Source organism: Shewanella sp. K8 (assembly GCF_028823715.1).
Classification (GTDB): Bacteria; Pseudomonadota; Gammaproteobacteria; order Enterobacterales; family Shewanellaceae; genus Shewanella; species Shewanella algae.
The window spans coordinates 61,638-78,615 of the sequence record NZ_JAPEHY010000020.1 but is presented as its reverse complement, the minus strand read 5'-3'; the positions used below and the strand labels follow the sequence as shown (position 1 = coordinate 78,615).

Here is a 16,978-nt window from a genome sequence, read left to right as displayed (position 1 = left end):
GCTCTAAATAGGTTCGGTATGCGACATATTCAAGCGGCACCTGTGCACTTTTTCAGCGCAGTACTGCCACATCAGCCTGGCCGTTCCCCCTGGTCGTATAGTAGCGCAGGGGCGCAGGCGGGCGCAGTAAAAAGTTCTTAACTTATGTTGCACTTCAAGAACTATTCTTCAGGACAAGATTGAGCGGCACTTTTCACTGCAACTCGGAGTATACTAGGGCAAGTTCAAGTAAATTTGTCAGAATCAACAGGATGGCATTATGACCCAAGATGAAATGAAGAAAGCGGCCGGTTGGGCAGCGCTGGAATATGTCGAGAAAGACAGCATAGTTGGCGTGGGCACCGGCTCTACCGTCAACCACTTTATCGATGCTCTGGCTACGATAAAGGCCGATATTGAAGGCGCGGTTTCCAGCTCTGAAGCCTCCACCGCCAAGCTCAAACAGTTGGGGATCCCTGTGTTTGATCTCAATTCGGTAGACAAGCTGTCTGTGTATGTCGATGGCGCCGATGAAATCAACGGCCACATGGACATGATCAAGGGTGGCGGCGCCGCACTGACCCGGGAAAAGATAGTTGCGGCCGTGGCCGACAAGTTTATCTGTATCGTTGATAATACCAAGCAAGTCGATGTGCTGGGCAACTTCCCGCTACCGGTGGAAGTGATCCCCATGGCCCGCTCCTACGTGGCCCGTGAGCTGGTGAAACTGGGTGGCGATCCTGTCTATCGTGAAGGTGTGGTAACAGATAACGGCAACGTCATTCTGGATGTCTACAACCTGAAGATACTGAACCCCAAAGAGCTGGAAGTGCAGATTAATGCCATAGTGGGCGTAGTGACCAATGGTCTGTTCGCCAACCGTGGCGCCGATGTGCTCCTGGTGGGCACCCCTGAAGGGGTTAAAACCATCAAGTAAGCCTTAATCTTAAATGCCAAAAGCCGCCAGCAGGCGGCTTTTTTGTGGAAAATTGAGCGGATTGCAGAGCAAGAACAGTCGGCTCAAGAGTAAAAAATGGCCAACCAGACGCTAGTTTGATCCTCGGCGGTCCAGCTGACTCTGTGGCGTACATGAGCGGGGATATTGAGCCAGTCCCCCGGGTTCAGGCTCACTTCTGAACCATCTTCATATTGCAGCCGGGCAGCGCCCTGCAGCAGCAATACCCATTCATGCTGCGCTTGATCGTACCATTGCCCTTCGGGTGTCACCTGACCGTGGGACAGAATGCGCTCAATTTTAAGATCCGGCGTAGCCAAAAGCGCGTCAAACTGCTCGGCATCAAGCTGCTTGGGTAAGTTGGCAAACAGATTGTTCATCTTGCTCTCCTGCGATATATGAGCCGTTACTCAGCCTATCCCTATCTTAAGTTTTACAAGGGCTCCAGCTGCTCGACCAGCAACTGCAGGTTACTGTTGCCGCGAAACTCGTTCACATCCAGCTTATACAGCAGACGCACATGATTGATGCTGGCATCAGGCCAGGTCTTGAGATCCACATTGAAGGCGATGGCATCGGCCATGATCCGGCCGCACTCAGTCTCCAGCACCAGTTTAAGGTGTTTCTCTGCCACCAGCCTCTGCTGCAGAATTCTGAAATGGCCATCAAATAACGGCTCGGGGAAAGCCTGGCCCCAGGGACCTGCATCTCTAAGCAGCTGCGCCGTATCCAGGCTAAAGCATTCAAGCGGCAATTCACCGTCGGAGAACAGCTCGCCATTGAGATCTTCCAGGGTCAGCAGCTCACGGACACAGGTGTCAAAGGCCTCGGCAAACTGCTCGAAGGCATCCTTACGCAAAGAGAGCCCGGCGGCCATGGCATGACCACCGAACTTGAGGATCATCCCGGGATGACGGGCATTGATAAGCTCCAGCAGATCGCGCATATGCAGCCCCTTGATGGAGCGGGCCGAGCCCTTGATTTCAGTGTCGCTGGCTTCAGCAAAGGCGATTACCGGGCGGTGGAACCTGTCTTTGATCCGGGAAGCCAGAATACCTATCACCCCCTGATGCCAGTCCGGCTGATACAGGGCAATACCCCAGGGCTGTTCACTCTCTTTGAGCTGCAGTGCCTCCAGGCTCTTCATCGCTTCTTGCTGCATGCCGGTTTCCAGCTCACGGCGCTCGGCGTTGAGGCCATCAAGCTCGGCCGCCATCCTTCTTGCCTTGAGCATGTCATCACACAAGAGAGTTTCAACCCCGAGCGCCATTTCATCCAGCCTTCCGGCGGCGTTGAGTCTGGGGCCAACCGCAAAGCCGAAATCGGCGGCCACCAAACGCGCCGGATTGCGGCGGGCCACCTCCAGCAAGGCGGTGATCCCCGGGCGACAGGCGCCGTTTCGCACCCGCTTGATACCGGCATCCACCAAAATACGGTTGTTGGCATCGAGCGACACCACATCGGCCACAGTGCCCAGAGCCACCAAGTCCAGTAATACCCCCAGATTGGGCTCGGCCAGCGAGTGTTTGGCGAACCAGTGACGTTTTCTCAGCTCAGCCCGCAGTGCCAACATCAGATAGAAAGCCACCCCGACCCCGGCAATCGACTTGGAAGCAAAGCGGCAACCGGGTTGATTGGGGTTAATGATGGCATCTGCCTCTGGTAATTCATTACCCGGCAAATGGTGATCTGTAATAACAACCGTCATCCCCAGCGCCTTGGCGGCCCTGACGCCTTCGATGGATGAGATACCGTTATCGACAGTGATCAGTAGCTCGGCGCCCTTGCTGTGCGCCACCGCCACTATTTCAGGGCTGAGGCCATAGCCATAATCGAAGCGATTGGGGATCAGATAATCACAGTTTTCCATTCCCATCATTCTGAGCGCCAACAGACACACACTGGTGGAGGTGGCGCCATCGGCATCGAAATCACCCATGATCAGAATGCGGCGATTGGCGGCGATGGCATCGGCCACCAGCTCGGCACCTTGTTGCAAGCCCAACATGGTATCCGGCCTGAGCAGACGCTTGAGCACCAGTTCGCACTCGGGAGCCTGAACGCCGCGACTGGCGTAAATCTGTTTTAAGAGCGGATGCAGATTAGCGGGTAAATGGCTGTCGTCCACCCTGGGACGACGGACGATTTTGTGGATCACTATGGGCTATTCTTGAAAATGGCTTTGCCGGGCAAGATAACAAAAAGGCGAGTGGGTTGCTCGCCTTTTTGAGTGAGATTTTTCGATTGAGCGCTGCCGCTATTGAGATTAAAGGCTACGACTCTCAAGGTTGTTCAACAGATCTTTCGGTGGCTGATAACCCGGGATCAGGCTGCCATCTTCGAGGATCAACGCAGGAGTGCCATTGATACCAAAACTCATCCCCAGTTGATACTGCCCCGGGATATTGGCATCACACTTGGCCATCTTAATACTCTTGCCAGCCTTGGCGTCATCCATGGCCTTGTGAGGGTCTTTGGCACACCAAACCGCTTCCATCTCTTCGGCGTTGGGTGAAGGCACACCCTGACGGGGATAGGCCAGATAGCGCACTGTTATCCCAAGGTCGTTGTATTCCTGCATCTGGTTATGGAGCTTACGGCAATAACCACAGGTGATATCGGTAAAGACAGTCACCACATGCTTTTCGTTCTTGGCCTTGTAGACCAGCATCTTGTCTTCGAAGGACTTGAGCATCTCGAGTCTTGGGCCTGCAAGCGCCGCCTCGGTGAGGTTTTTCATCCCTTGATTCAGATCATAGAGGTTACCATGCAGCAGCTTGGAACCATCTTTACTGACATAGAGCACGCCGCGATTGGTGATTGCCTGATACAGGCCTGGGATAGGTGAATCTGCCATAGAGATCACTTCAATACCCAAGGTGTCACTGAGCTTTTGCTTCAGCTGATCACCCGGTTCGGAAGCCGCAGAGGCAACACCGACAAAGGGTGTAACCGCCAGCGCCAGACACAGAGAGAATGCACGGGTTAACTTCATTGGAAATCCTATCTTATTTGGGCCTGATTGGTTTTTTATCGTCTCTCATCAGACCGGGCCAGAGGCTGAAAAGTTACAGGCTGTTGTCAGTGAAAGCAACTAATTGCGTGCCAGATCACCGAATTCAGCCTCTTGGATGATGCTGCTGATGCAGCGATTGCAACCTGGCATTGGCCACATGGGTATAAATTTGGGTGGTGGACAGCGAGCTGTGGCCCAACAGTAACTGCACTACCCGCAAGTCAGCGCCATGGTTGAGCAAATGGGTGGCAAAGGCGTGTCTCAGGGTATGGGGTGACAGTTCGGTGCTGATACCGGCCCGCAACGCATAAAGCTTGATCCTGTGCCATAAGGTTTGCCGGGTCATCATCTGGGCCCGCTTGGAGGGAAACACCACATCACTCTGTTTACCGCCGAGCAGCTCGGCGCGCGCCAGCTTGAGGAAAGACTCGATTTCGCTGACGGCCACCTCGCCCATGGGCACCAAGCGCTCCTTGCCGCCTTTACCGGTGATCCGTACCAGGCCCTGACGCAGACTCATCTGCTCCAGCGTCAACCCCACCAGTTCACTGACCCTGAGTCCGGTGGCGTATAACAGCTCAAGCATCGCCTTGTCTCTGGCTTCGACCGGGTCTTCCCGTATGGGCTCAGCCAGCAAGGCATCCACCTCGGCCTCGCTGAGACTACCGGGCAATTTGCGCTTGAGCTTGGTGGACGCGATACGCGCCATGGGATCTTCTGCTATCAGCTGCCGACGCAGCAAAAAACCATAAAAGCGCCGCAAGCTACTCTTTAACCTGGCGCTGCTGCTCTGGGCAACCCCTTTATCGACACGAAAACCGAGGTAATCCTGCACCGCTTCGCGCCCGGCAGAGTTGAGTGTCAGCCCTCTTCCCTGCAAGTACTGATCAAAATGGCGCAGGTCATTGCGATAGGCCGCCAATGTGTTGTCGCTCAGGCCCTTACTGGACCAAAGGTCATCGAGAAAACCTTCAATCAAGGGGTCCTGAACATAAGCGGATGAAGAAGTCGCGGCCACAAACAATACTCCAATAAAAAACGGCGTCATCAAGGATAACGCCGTCTCGAAATGGACTCCAGTAACTCAGACAGCCTGCGCCGCCTTGGGGCTGACAAACAAACAGATAATCATCACTGTCAGGGTGGGTGGCAGCCAGGCCATGCCCTCTTCGTAGAGAGGCAACGCCGACATCACAGGGGCCAGGCTTTCAACACCGGAAACAAATGCCAGCAGCAAGCTGTTGGGCTCGGCCACTTGGGTCAGCGGCTTAAGTGAAGCCACTGTCACCTTAAGGGCATCAAAAATCCCGAAGAACAAGGCCACCGACAGCGCCAGTCTGTGGGCAAATTTCGGATTGCGGAAATAAGGCGTCAGGAAGGTCACCAACACCAAAGCTATCGCCACAGGGTAGATGGTCATCAGCACAGGAATACTGATAGCCAGCAGTTGGGTCAGGCCTACGTTGGCCACCACGGCACAGATCACGCTGAACAGCACCACCAGGAAGCGATAAGTGGCGCCCGGGATCAACTCCTGGAAGAAGTCGGAGCAGGCACTCACCAGCCCCACAGCCGTGGTCAAACAGGCCAGAGTCACAACAGTGGACAACAGGATAATGCCCATATCACCGAATTCGTGAGTCACATAGTTGGTGAGGATTTGGCCACCGCTCTCGGCGCCCTTGGCCATATCACCTGCGGTTGCACCGAGGAAGAACAGCGACACATACACAAATGCCAGACCAGCGGCGGCTACCAGCGCAGCGCGCACCAGATAGCGGGTCTGCAAGCCAGGCTCAGACACGCCCTTGTTGCGCAAAATATCGATAATCAGCATACCGAACATCAAGGATGCCAGGGTATCCATGGTGTTGTAGCCTTCGATAATGCCTTTGGTCAGTGGGTGCTTGATATAGTCACCACTGGCGGCCGGTACTTCGCTGCCGGGCAGCAAGATAACGGACACTGCCAGCCCCATCAGCAGCAGAATCAGCACTGGGGTCAATACCTTGCCTATGCTATCCATCAGTTTGCCGGGAAACAGTGCCAGCAGCATGGTCACCAAAAAGAATCCCAGAGTGTAGAGCAACTGAGGCTTGTTCAGCTCAAGCCCGAGAATGTTCACTACCGATGCAGGGTCTTGAATAAAAGGCAGCGCGCCAATCTCATAGGCTACCAGACCGGTACGAGGCGCCGCGAATGCTGGGCCAATAATGATATAGATAGCGACTGCCAGAGCGGTCGCGGCAAAGGCCGGCAACAGCTTCATCACCTTGCCCTGCGCCTTGGCCACAGCTATCAAACCGGCCAGCGGCAAACCCACGGCGGTAATCAAAAAGCCAATCATGGCCATTGGCATGTTTTCGCCGGCCAACTGCCCGGCAAAAGGAGGAAAAATCAGGTTGCCCGCCCCCAGGAAAAACGCAAAGGTCATGAATCCCAGGCCCAGGGTGTCACCAAGTGTCAATTGAGTCTTGTGCACTGTATGCCCCATCTTGTTATGTTTTTCTAATAAACTTAAGTGATTGCAACATTTTTAGCTATAGCTGAAATAATAGCCGTCGCGCTCGCCCTACTCGAGTGTAAAGCCTTTATTACAGATATCCGTGGTAAATTTGGCCTATTCTTGGCGAGTTTATGAACAAATGGCAGGGGGTTTTCGCTGCTTTGCTTATCCTAAAACTGTTTTACCTTGATCTAATTCGCAGAATGCCGCGAATTAAGGGGGAACACTAATACCAGACCCTCTTAAAGTGCGCAATAAGCCAACCAAACAGCAGCCTAAAAACACAACAGATGCAAAACTCAGGATGAGAAAAAGTTGTCCAAGGTCACACCCAGCCCCAATTGAGGCAACAGGCGTAGCATTTTGCAAACATTTGTCGACTCCCCAACGCCCTTGCTGGTACGACCTTTAACACTTGTCCAGCATCACCAGCCTAAAGTTAGCAGCATCCCCTGCCAAAGTATGAACCAGACCGAAACAAAACGGCGCCAAAGCCTTGGCGAATGATGACTCTTTCGGGATAAAATCCCCGCCAACCATTCTGCTTGGGAGGTTGAGCACTCAATGGCATTCAGTTTCAAGGCATTTCATATCGAAGATTACGGTTGCGGTATGCCGGTCAGTACAGATGGGGTGCTCTTGGGCGCTTGGGCGCCATTAACCGGGGCCCAGCGGGTGCTGGACATAGGGGCCGGCAGCGGCTTACTGAGTCTGATGGCGGCGCAGCGCAGTGAGGCAGAGATACTGGCGGTTGAGCTCGACAGCAGCGCGGCCCATGCAAGCCGTGCCAACTTCAAGGCTTCGCCCTGGGCGAGCAGACTCGCTTTGTATCAAGGCTCAATTCAGGCCTATTGCGATGAGCATGCCTTGATAGACTCAGCGCTGTTCGACCATATACTTTGCAACCCACCCTATTTCGAAACCGGCCCACGCTCGGATGACCCCAAACGAGCCATAGCGAGACACACAGAGCATCTGAACTTTGACGAGCTGTGTGTGGCGATAAAGCAATTACTCAAGCCACAGGGACAGGCGAGCCTTATTCTGCCGGTTCAGAGCCTGGACAGATTTGCGTGCGCCGCAATAAAGGCAGGCTTGCGACTGGCCGCGCGGGTCAGTGTCAGCAGCACGCCTCAAAAGCCCAGTAACCGAGAGTTACTGCTGCTTGAACATGCCAAGGAAGGCGAAGCGGTTGCCGCGCCAAAAGCTCATTCCGCCCTCTATATAAGAGAAGCAGACGGCCGCTATTCGGAGGCCATGGCACAACTGACCCGGGATTTTTACCTGAAACTCTAAGCCGTTGCCGGTTGCAAGGGACTTATTCTCAGCTTCCCAAGCGACAAGCTGTGCACGGCAACCCAGACAAGGTATACTCCCGCGCATTATTGTTTGAGATGCTCCCCATGCTATTTGAAGATTTCGATCTGGACCACAGGCTTTTGGATTCACTGAAAGCCATGGGCCACAAGACCCCGACCAGTATTCAGCAATTGGCTCTGCCTTTGGCGCTGGAGCAACGGGATATTCTTGCCCATGCCCCGACCGGCACAGGTAAGACCGCCAGTTTCCTGCTGCCGGCACTGCAACATCTGATTGACTTCCCCCGCCGTCGTCCCGGCCAGGCCAGAGTACTGGTGTTGACCCCGACCCGCGAGCTGGCCAGTCAGGTTCACAGATATGCCTGTCATCTGGCGACCGGTCTTGGGCTGGAGATTGGCATAATCACAGGCGGTGTCCCTTACGCCCCACAGGAAGAAACCCTGGCCGGTAACCTGGATATTCTGGTGGCGACCCCGGGCCGCCTGCTCGAATATCTTGAGAAGCGCAAGTTTGAAGCCACCGAAGTGGAACTGCTTATCATAGATGAAGCCGACCGCATGCTGGATATGGGCTTCTCCCAGGTTGTGCAGACCATAGCCATAGAAGCGCAGGGACGAAAGCAGAACATGCTGTTCTCCGCCACACTGGAAGGCAGCGGCGTTCGCCGTTTTGCCACTGAGTTGCTCAACGATCCTGTGTTGGTGGAGGCCGAACCGCCACGCAGCGAGAAAGCCAAGATCCATCAATGGATCCACCTGGCCGACAACAAGGAGCACAAGTTCGCTCTCTTGTGTCACCTGCTCAATCAGGAAGAAACCAAGCGCGCCATCGTCTTTTGCAAGACCCGCGAAGTGGTCAGCAGCCTCGAAGGTTTGTTGCTGCAGGCCGGGATCCCGGCCGCCTTTATGCGCGGCGATATGGAGCAAAAGAAGCGTTTCCAGGCTCTGGGTCGTTTCACCAAGGGTGAAGTCAAAGTGCTGCTGGCTACCGATGTCGCCGCCCGCGGCATAGATATCGAAGGCATCACCCATGTGATTAACTATGATATGCCCCGCTCTGCCGATGCCTATGTGCACAGAATAGGCCGCACCGGCCGCGCCGGCGCCAAGGGCACAGCCATCTCTCTGGTGGAAGCCCATGATATGCGGATCCTCAGCAAAGTTGAGCGCTATATCGAGCAGAAGCTGAAACGGCGAGTCATCGAAGAGTTGCGCCCCAAGCACAAAGAAGCCAAGGTACCGACCAAGAAAAAGGTCAAAGCCAAGGATGCCAGTGCCAAAAACAGCAAGAAAAAGAAGAAGAAAAAATAAGCTTCGACTTAATTTCTCGTTTAAAAAGGACCTTTGGGTCCTTTTTTGTTACCTGCCTCACAGCCCTCCCGCCGCCGACAGCTTTTGACACATTTTATTTACAAAAACACATTTATTGGCCGCTGCTTGTCTGGTAATTTAAGCTCAGATTAAGCCTCCAGCATGGATATGCAGAAGAATATGAAGACATTTTTCCGAAGAATAGCGCCGCTGCTCATCATAGTGGTCGCCGTACTCGGCGCCAAACTCCTGATGATGACCAAGCAGGAGCCGGAGCAAAAAGCGGAAGAGATCCCGCTGCCTGTGGTCGACGTGACTCAGGTCGAACAACAGACAATGTCACTCAACCTGCCCTCTTACGGCACTGTGACTCCCAAGTACAAGACTCAGCTGGTCAGTGAAGTTCAGGGCCGTATCCTCAGCATAGCCCCGGCCTTTGTGGCCGGTGGCGTGGTGCATCAAGGCGATGAACTGGCGGTGATAGAACCTTCTGATTATGAGGCCGACCTGATGCAGGCTCAGGCCACTCTGGCCCAGGCCAAGGCAGCATTGGATGAAGAAATCGCTCGCGGCGAAGTCGCCAAGATAGAATTCAGCGGTTATGACAACGGTATGCCACCCGAGCTTGGCTTGCGGGTTCCTCAGTTGAAGAAAGAGCAAGCCAACGTCAAGTATGCCGAAGCGGCACTCGCCAGAGCCAAACGCAACCTGGAACGTACCGTTATCCGGGCACCTTTCGATGCCATAGTGCGTGCCCGCAGCGTCGATTTGGGACAATACGTTTCCATAGGCACCAATCTGGGTGAGCTGTACGACACGGCTGTAGCCGAAGTGCGCCTGCCGCTGGCCAACAAAGACCTGGCCTATCTGGAGTCGGTGGACAACCCTGAGACTCAGGTAACCCTGAGCGCCGCCCTGGCGGGTAAAACCGTGACCTGGACCGGCAAGGTAGTGCGCAGTGAAGGGGTGATAGATCCGGATAACCGCATGGTCTATCTGGTGGCCGAAGTGCAGGATCCTTATCTGCGAAAGCAGAAACAGACCGGCCAACTGCCGCTGAAATACGGCAGCTTTGTCAACGCCGTGATCAAGGGCCGCACCGTCGATGGCCTGGTGAAACTGCCAAGGTATATGGTGCGTAATCAGCACGTGGCCGTGGTAGACAAGGACAACAAGATAGAGATGCGTCACGTCAACGTGGTACGCACAGATCTTGAGTATGTCTACATCAAAGACAGCCTCAAGGATGGCGAGCGAATCTCCAAGACCAATCTCAACAATATGACCAATGGTCAGTTGGTGCGGGTTGCCAACAGCAAAGATAAAGACGCTTCCCACAGCGAAGAGGATGAAACTCAGGAACAGCGTCTGGCTGCGGCGGGTGAACTCTGATGGAGCAGGAAAAAGGAATCATTGCCTGGTTCGCCCGCAACAATGTTGCCGCCAACCTCTTGATGTGGATCCTGCTTATCGGCGGGATCTTCAGCGCCTTTCTGATCAATAAAGAGGTCTTTCCCAGCTTCGAACTCAACTATTTGCGGATCTCAGTCGCCTACCCAGGCGCGGCGCCGCAGGAGATTGAAGAAGGGATCACCATCAAGATTGAAGAGGCGATTCAGGACATCAGCGGCATCAAGAAGGTTACCTCGGTTGCCAGCGAAGGAGTGGGCTCTGTCACCATAGAGGTGGAAGACGGCTATGATGCCAAAGAGGTGCTGGATGAGGCCAAACTCAGGGTCGATGCCATTGCCACCTTCCCGGCCAATATCGAAAAGCCGGATATCTACCGGATCAAGCCGGAAAACAACGTTATTTGGGTGTCTGTCTATGGCGATATGACACTGCACGACATGAAAGAGCTGGCCAAGGAGATCCGTGATGAGATCACCAACCTGCCGGCGGTGACCCGTGCCGAAGTGACCGGGGTGCGCGACTATGAAATCGGTATCGAAGTCTCGGAAGATAAGCTCAGAGAGTACGGTCTCACCTTCACTCAGGTGGCACAGGCAGTACAAAACACTTCGATAGATCTGCCCGGTGGCTCAATTCGGGCTCAGGACGGTGACATACTGCTGCGTACCAAGGGCCAGGCCTATACGGGAGATGACTTTGCCAACATAGTGGTCAGCACTCGCGCCGATGGCAGCCGGGTGATGCTGCCCATGGTGGCCGAGATCAAGGATGACTTTGAGGAGCGGCTCGAGTACACCCGCTTCGACGGCATGCCGGCGGCCATCATAGAGATCACCAGCATAGACGATCAAAACGCCCTGGCGATTGCCGATCAGGTCAAAGGTTTTATTGCCGAGCGTCAAGCCACTCTGCCAAGTGGCGCCAAGCTGGACTATTGGGGCGACCTGACCCACTATCTCAAGGGCCGCCTCAACATGATGCTGTCCAACATGTTTATGGGTGCCTTGCTGGTGTTCATTATCCTGGCGCTGTTCCTAGATCTGAAACTGGCCTTCTGGGTCATGCTGGGGCTGCCTGTGTGCTTCCTCGGTGCCATGGCACTGATGCCGATGGAACCTTTTGGCCTGTCTATCAACATGTTGACTCTGTTCGCCTTTATTTTGGTGCTGGGGATAGTGGTGGATGATGCCATAGTCATAGGCGAGAGTGCCCATACCGAGGTTGAGCGTCACGGCCACTCGATCACCAATGTGATCCGCGGTGCCAAGAAGGTCGCCATGCCCGCTACTTTCGGGGTGTTGACCACAATTGCCGCCTTTATCCCCATGTTGATGGTGCCAGGTCCCATGGGGATCATCTGGAAATCCATCGGCATGATAGTGATCCTCTGCCTGGCCTTCTCGCTGGTGGAGTCCAAGTTCATTCTGCCGGCGCACCTGGCGCACATGAAGCCCAGCAAACCCAATCCCAAACCTGGGCCATTTGGCCGCTTCAAGCGCGCCTTCAACGAAAAAGTGCAGCATTTTATCCACCACAGTTACCGCAACTTTATGGAGCGGATGATCCCCCACAGATATACCTTGGTGGCGGGCTTTATCGGTGTGCTTATTCTGTCGGTCGCCATGGTCACCAGTGGCAAGGTGCGCTGGGTGTTCTTCCCGGATATTCCGTCCGACTTTATCCAGGTCAATCTGGAAATGGATGAAGGCAGCTCAGAGCTCAACACCCTGGATGTGGTGCAAAAAATTGAAAATGCCCTCTATACCATGAACCAGCAGATGGAGTCCGAAATCGGCTACCCTGTGGTGAAGCACAGCTTTATCAATATGAGCAGCCGCACCTCGGCATTTATCTTTGCCGAGCTTACCAAGGGTGAAGACAGGGACGTGGACGGCGTGACCATAGCCGAGGCCTGGCGCAAGCAGTTGCCGGACTTGGTGGCGGTGAAGAAACTCAATATCAATGCCAGCACCAATGATGCCGGCGGCGATATCTCTTTCCGCTTTACCTCCACCGATCTGGAACAATTGTCTGCAGCCGCCAAAGAACTGAAACAGAAGCTTGCCAGCTATGAAGGCGTTTATGATATTGCCGATAACTTCTCCTCCGGCAGCCATGAAATTCGCCTCAAGATTCGTCCCGAGGCAGAAGCGCTGGGGCTGACATTATCGGATCTGGCGCGCCAGGTGCGTTATGGCTTCTATGGCTATGAGGCGCAACGAATTTTGCGCAACAAGGAAGAGGTCAAGGTAATGGTGCGTTATCCGCTGGAGCAGCGCCGCACCATAGGCCACCTGGAGAACATGATGATCCGCACGCCAAACGGCATGGCGGTGCCCTTCTCTACCGTGGCCGAACTGGAGCTGGGGGAATCTTACTCTTCCATTACCCGGGTGGATGGTCGCAGGGCGATTACAGTGACCGCCAACGCCAACAAGGATAAAGTGGAGCCCTCCAAGGTGGTGCAGGAGATCCAGGAGAAGTTTATGCCCGAACTCGAGCGTAAATATCCTCATATTTCCGCCAGTCTCGATGGTGCCAGCCAGGATGAACAGGCCGCCATGGTCGGCTTGTTACAAGGCTTCTTCTTCGCGATATTTACTATCTATGCCTTGATGGCCATTCCTCTCAAGTCCTACAGCCAGCCGCTGATCATCATGTCGGTGATCCCCTTCGGTATGATAGGTGCGCTGTTCGGTCACTTTATTCTGGGGCTGTCCATGAGCATTCTCAGTCTCTGCGGCATAGTTGCTCTGGCCGGGGTAGTGGTGAATGATTCATTGATTTTGGTGGACTTCGTCAACCGCGCCCGTGAGCAGGGTCAGTCAGTGGTCAAGGCGGCCATAGATTCGGGGTGTTATCGTTTCCGGGCGATTATCCTCACCTCGCTGACCACTTTTGTCGGCCTGGTGCCCATCATAATGGAGCGCAGCCTGCAGGCACAGATAGTGATCCCCATGGCCACCTCTCTGGCATTCGGTATTTTGTTCTCCACCCTGGTGACCCTGATCCTGGTGCCCATGCTCTATATCATTCTCGATGATCTGAGCCACAAGAGCCGAGCGTTTTATCACTGGTGGTGGCGGCCGAAAGAGGCAGAGGCCCAGTTAAACGAGTCGCAACACTGAGTAAGTGATTGAAGGGAGCCCAAAGGCTCCCTTCCCTTATCAGGCAACAAATTCAACTCTACCGCATCTCGTGTGGCTCCTAAGTGGGTGTTTTCTGATCCTGCTAGCATTTTTCACTGCGGCTCTTGGTTAGACTCCAAGTTATCTCCTGCATGCCTTATTGAGTCGTTATGAGCAGCACAGCCCAAAGCCAACCCACACTTGTCTATGACATACGCAACAGCCGCTATCTGAATATCACCGGCCGCTGCACCCTGAGATGCCGCTTCTGTCCCAAGCATAACGGCAGCAAGAGCATTCATGAGTATCAGCTGGATCTCAAGGTTCGCCCCCGCGGCAGCGATATCATTCCGCTGCTCGGCGAGGTAACCCGTTTCGATGAATATGTGTTCTGCGGCTATGGTGAACCGACGCTCAATCTCGAAACCTTGCTGGAAGTGGCCCGCGAAATCAAACGCCGCGGCGGTAAGGTCAGGGTCAATACCGATGGCTTGGGTAACCTGTTTCACAGGCGCAACATATTGCCTGAGCTGGCCGAGTGCGTCGATGCCCTGTCGGTCTCACTCAATGCCGACACTGAATCAGGCTACATTAAACACTGTCGCCCACGTCTGGCTGGTTCCTGGGAGGCGGTCAACGCCTTTATTCGCGAAGCTCCCCGTTACATCAAGCAGGTGCAGGTATCGGCACTCGATGGCCTGGAAGGGGTGGATATCGACGCCTGTCGCAAAATAGTGGAAGACGCCGGCTGTCAATTCAAGCACAGGATCCTGGGACAGCTGGGTTAGCAAAGAGGCGGCACCAAGCAGATGGACCTGTAAACCCGCACAGGCCCCATAGGGATGTGTTCGCGCCTTCACGGGCCACAGTGTTAACTGCCCGGTGAGCGGTCGGTAACTGCCGATGCCCACTGGGTTATTTCGTGTTAACATGAGCGCAATTTTCACTCTGGAGCCAGCACAGTTCCATGTTCAAAAAGAATACCGGACTCAAAGACACACCTCTGCTTATCTCGGCTCAGGGTATTCACTGGTCCCGGCAGCGCTTGCTGGCCGTTGCCAGTCAGCTGAGCATGCTGGTGATCACTGTGATACTCATTACCAATGTGTTGATCACCTTGGGCGAGCGACGTCTGCAGGAAGAGTGGGCGGTACAAAGATACAGCGAGCTGCAAACCGTTGGTGCCCTGCTGGCCGATAAAATCTCCTTCCAGCAGTTTCGCACCCAGATGTTTGCCAAGTCAGAATATCTGCGCCAGTACCTGGATAATCCGGGACACAAAGAATATCAACGGCTGATGACGAGCTGGGACAGCCTGAAGCGCAGCACCCCAGAACTGCTGGATCTGGCGCTGTTTGATGCCGACGGCAAGTTCCGTATCGCCACCAGCAATACCTTCGGCAGCATGTCCATGCCGCCGGCACTCCTGGGCAACAAGCGCAATCTGGGGGGGCAGGAAATCTATACCTCGGCATTGGAGTTTGCCCCGATTGACGGCCGCCTCGAGCCCTACATTTACCAGTTGGCCTGGCTGGAAAATCAGGATCAGAGCGTGCGCGGTTATCTGGTCACCTACAACTCCATGTTGCAGATGCTGCAGGCGATAAAGCCCGCCTTCTCCAGTAATGCATCACCTCTGCTGCTGTTTGACAATCAGGGCCTGCTTTATGCCGGCGCCTCGGATCTGGACCCTTTGGCCAGGCTGCCTGAAACCATGGGCAGCAGCATAAGACAGAGCTATCCGGCACTGTGGAGCAAGATGGCCAGAAGTAACTTTGGTCAATTCCACGGAGAAGACGCCACCTTCGTCTATCTCAAGGTACAACTGGCTTCGCAAAACGATACCAAGCGCGAATATCTGCTGCTTTCCTATATCCGCAATCACGACATCGCCTCCCGTTTCTTTCAGTGGCGCAACATCCTTTTGGCCTGCGCCGCCATACTGACCATTCTGGCAACCGCGGTTATTCTGCTGACCCATATGTTCCGCCTCGAACAGCGCGCCAGACAAAACAGTATCGAGTTGGCCCGCGGCCTGTTCCGCTCCAACCTGGGTTGTGTGCTGGTCAACCCCAGCGGCCGTATCGTGAGCGCCAATGCCACTGCCGCCCGCACTCTGCAACTCGAGCAGGATGAGCTGCCGGATCGCAGTTTGCAACGGATCCTGCAGCTGGATGACGAGCTTTATTCTTCGATGAAACAACAGTTGGCGGATGCCGGCGAGTGGCGCGGCGAAGTGCAGCTCGAATCCCTGGACAATGCCCAGCTCAGATTACATATCCGCCGCTACAACGCCAGCAGTCAAACCTATTTGCTGATCACCTTTGAAGATATCGGCGAACTGAAACAAGCCCAGCAGGAAGCCTTCCTTAGCAAGCTATTGACCGGCAGCAATGTGGCCACCGCCCTGACCACGCCCTCAGGGCAGTTGCTCAAGGTCAATGAAGCCTTTGATAAGCTGATGCAACTCAACGGTGATCTCAGCCACAGCCTGGCGGCTTTGCTGGAAAACGATCTTGGCAACCAGTGGCAGAGAATTAGCCAGTTGGTGAGCATGCAAGGCCAGTGGCAAGGGCAAATACTCTGCACCCACAGCCACGGCAGTTGCCTGCAGGCCACGCTCAAGGGCTATCTGGATGAAGATGGCGAGATTGAATATCTGGTGTGCACCCTGGAGCAGGCAACCCCAAGAGGCAAGATTGAAGCCAGTGGCGATCTGGTGCCGCACCGCAGCACCATCCTGGTGAACCTCAGGGATCTGGATCGCTACTTCAAGTCCATGTCCGAAGAGGAAAAGCTACAAGCCAGTCTGCTCCTGATGGACATCAGCCCCGAGGGCATGCTCAGCCATATGAGCGATATCGGCCAGCTGGAGAACCGCCAACACGAAGTGGAGATGCAGCTGCTCAGGGATCTGCCCAACAGCTATCAGATGTCCCATTGGCAATTGGGTAAGCTGATTATCATACTACCGGAAACCGATGCCAATCAGGCGCATCACTATGCGGTCAAGGCGCTGGCCAACTTGGGCGAAAACGGCTTGGCAGAAGGGATCAGCATAGGCATAGCCGCCTATCTGCCGGGCCAGAGCCTGGAGCAGTTCCTCGGTAATGCCGAAGTGGCGCTGAAACGAGCCAAGCAGACGGGTGAGCAGAATATCTGCCAGGCCTATACCCGTCAGCTCTGAAATGCAGCAGCCTTTGATACTGGAGGTCAATCGGTGCAAGTTGCTGTCTGCGGCGCTGTTTTTCATGGCGCGGGCCGTCGCATTCTACTTCAGTGACAGTTGATTTAGCTGGCCACGTCGGCTCTGCCGCTGACTTTGGGCTCTGTCTTGCTGGCCTTGATGTG

12 protein-coding genes are annotated in these 16,978 nt (G+C 54.6%); 7 read left to right on the top strand and 5 right to left on the bottom strand.

The genetic code is table 11. From position 1 onward, the window contains the following. Positions 1 to 259 precede the first annotated feature (259 nt). Complete coding sequence (rpiA, locus tag ON072_RS12315; RefSeq protein ID WP_025008999.1) at positions 260 to 916, top strand: ribose-5-phosphate isomerase RpiA; 657 nt, start codon at positions 260 to 262, stop codon at positions 914 to 916. Positions 917 to 999: 83 nt separating this feature from the next. On the opposite strand, the gene ON072_RS12310 is transcribed toward rpiA, so the two are convergent. From ON072_RS12310 to brnQ, 5 genes are all read right to left on the bottom strand, one after another. Then, positions 1,000 to 1,314 carry a cupin domain-containing protein gene (locus tag ON072_RS12310; protein WP_025008998.1) on the bottom strand — a complete coding sequence of 105 codons (315 nt, stop codon included), beginning with the start codon at positions 1,312 to 1,314 and terminating at the stop codon, positions 1,000 to 1,002. 53 nt (positions 1,315 to 1,367) lie between these two features. Beyond that, on the bottom strand, positions 1,368 to 3,092 hold the full coding sequence (gene recJ / locus ON072_RS12305; protein ID WP_208134851.1) for a single-stranded-DNA-specific exonuclease RecJ: 1,725 nt from the start codon (positions 3,090 to 3,092) through the stop codon (positions 1,368 to 1,370). A gap of 108 nt (positions 3,093 to 3,200) precedes the next feature. Then, positions 3,201 to 3,929 carry a bifunctional protein-disulfide isomerase/oxidoreductase DsbC gene (gene dsbC, locus ON072_RS12300; protein WP_028779388.1) on the bottom strand — a complete coding sequence of 243 codons (729 nt, stop codon included), beginning with the start codon at positions 3,927 to 3,929 and terminating at the stop codon, positions 3,201 to 3,203. Between the two features lie 124 nt (positions 3,930 to 4,053). Beyond that, entirely contained in the window at positions 4,054 to 4,998 is a 945-nt protein-coding gene (gene xerD / locus ON072_RS12295; RefSeq protein ID WP_261752808.1) for a site-specific tyrosine recombinase XerD, read from the bottom strand. Positions 4,999 to 5,034: 36 nt separating this feature from the next. After that, positions 5,035 to 6,444: a branched-chain amino acid transport system II carrier protein gene (gene brnQ / locus ON072_RS12290; RefSeq protein ID WP_044735101.1), complete on the bottom strand. Its 1,410-nt coding sequence runs from the start codon at positions 6,442 to 6,444 to the stop codon at positions 5,035 to 5,037. Between the two features lie 576 nt (positions 6,445 to 7,020). On the opposite strand from brnQ, the gene ON072_RS12285 reads away from it, so the two are divergent. The 6 genes from ON072_RS12285 (at position 7,021) to ON072_RS12260 (ending at position 16,814) form a co-directional block, all read left to right on the top strand. After that, positions 7,021 to 7,752 (top strand): tRNA1(Val) (adenine(37)-N6)-methyltransferase, encoded by a 732-nt coding sequence (locus tag ON072_RS12285; RefSeq protein ID WP_219014030.1) that lies wholly within the window; start codon positions 7,021 to 7,023, stop codon positions 7,750 to 7,752. Between the two features lie 107 nt (positions 7,753 to 7,859). Further along, on the top strand, positions 7,860 to 9,086 hold the full coding sequence (gene srmB, locus ON072_RS12280; RefSeq protein WP_045283068.1) for an ATP-dependent RNA helicase SrmB: 1,227 nt from the start codon (positions 7,860 to 7,862) through the stop codon (positions 9,084 to 9,086). Between the two features lie 180 nt (positions 9,087 to 9,266). Further along, entirely contained in the window at positions 9,267 to 10,478 is a 1,212-nt protein-coding gene (locus tag ON072_RS12275; protein ID WP_025008995.1) for an efflux RND transporter periplasmic adaptor subunit, read from the top strand. After that, complete coding sequence (locus tag ON072_RS12270) at positions 10,478 to 13,627, top strand: efflux RND transporter permease subunit (protein WP_274626063.1); 3,150 nt, start codon at positions 10,478 to 10,480, stop codon at positions 13,625 to 13,627. The genes ON072_RS12275 and ON072_RS12270 overlap by 1 nt, the downstream gene beginning before the upstream one ends. 170 nt (positions 13,628 to 13,797) lie before the next feature. Continuing rightward, complete coding sequence (locus ON072_RS12265) at positions 13,798 to 14,415, top strand: TatD family nuclease-associated radical SAM protein (RefSeq protein ID WP_044735105.1); 618 nt, start codon at positions 13,798 to 13,800, stop codon at positions 14,413 to 14,415. Positions 14,416 to 14,594: 179 nt separating this feature from the next. Beyond that, on the top strand, positions 14,595 to 16,814 hold the full coding sequence (locus tag ON072_RS12260; protein ID WP_145839700.1) for a PAS domain-containing protein: 2,220 nt from the start codon (positions 14,595 to 14,597) through the stop codon (positions 16,812 to 16,814). The last annotated feature ends 164 nt before the right edge of the window (positions 16,815 to 16,978 follow it).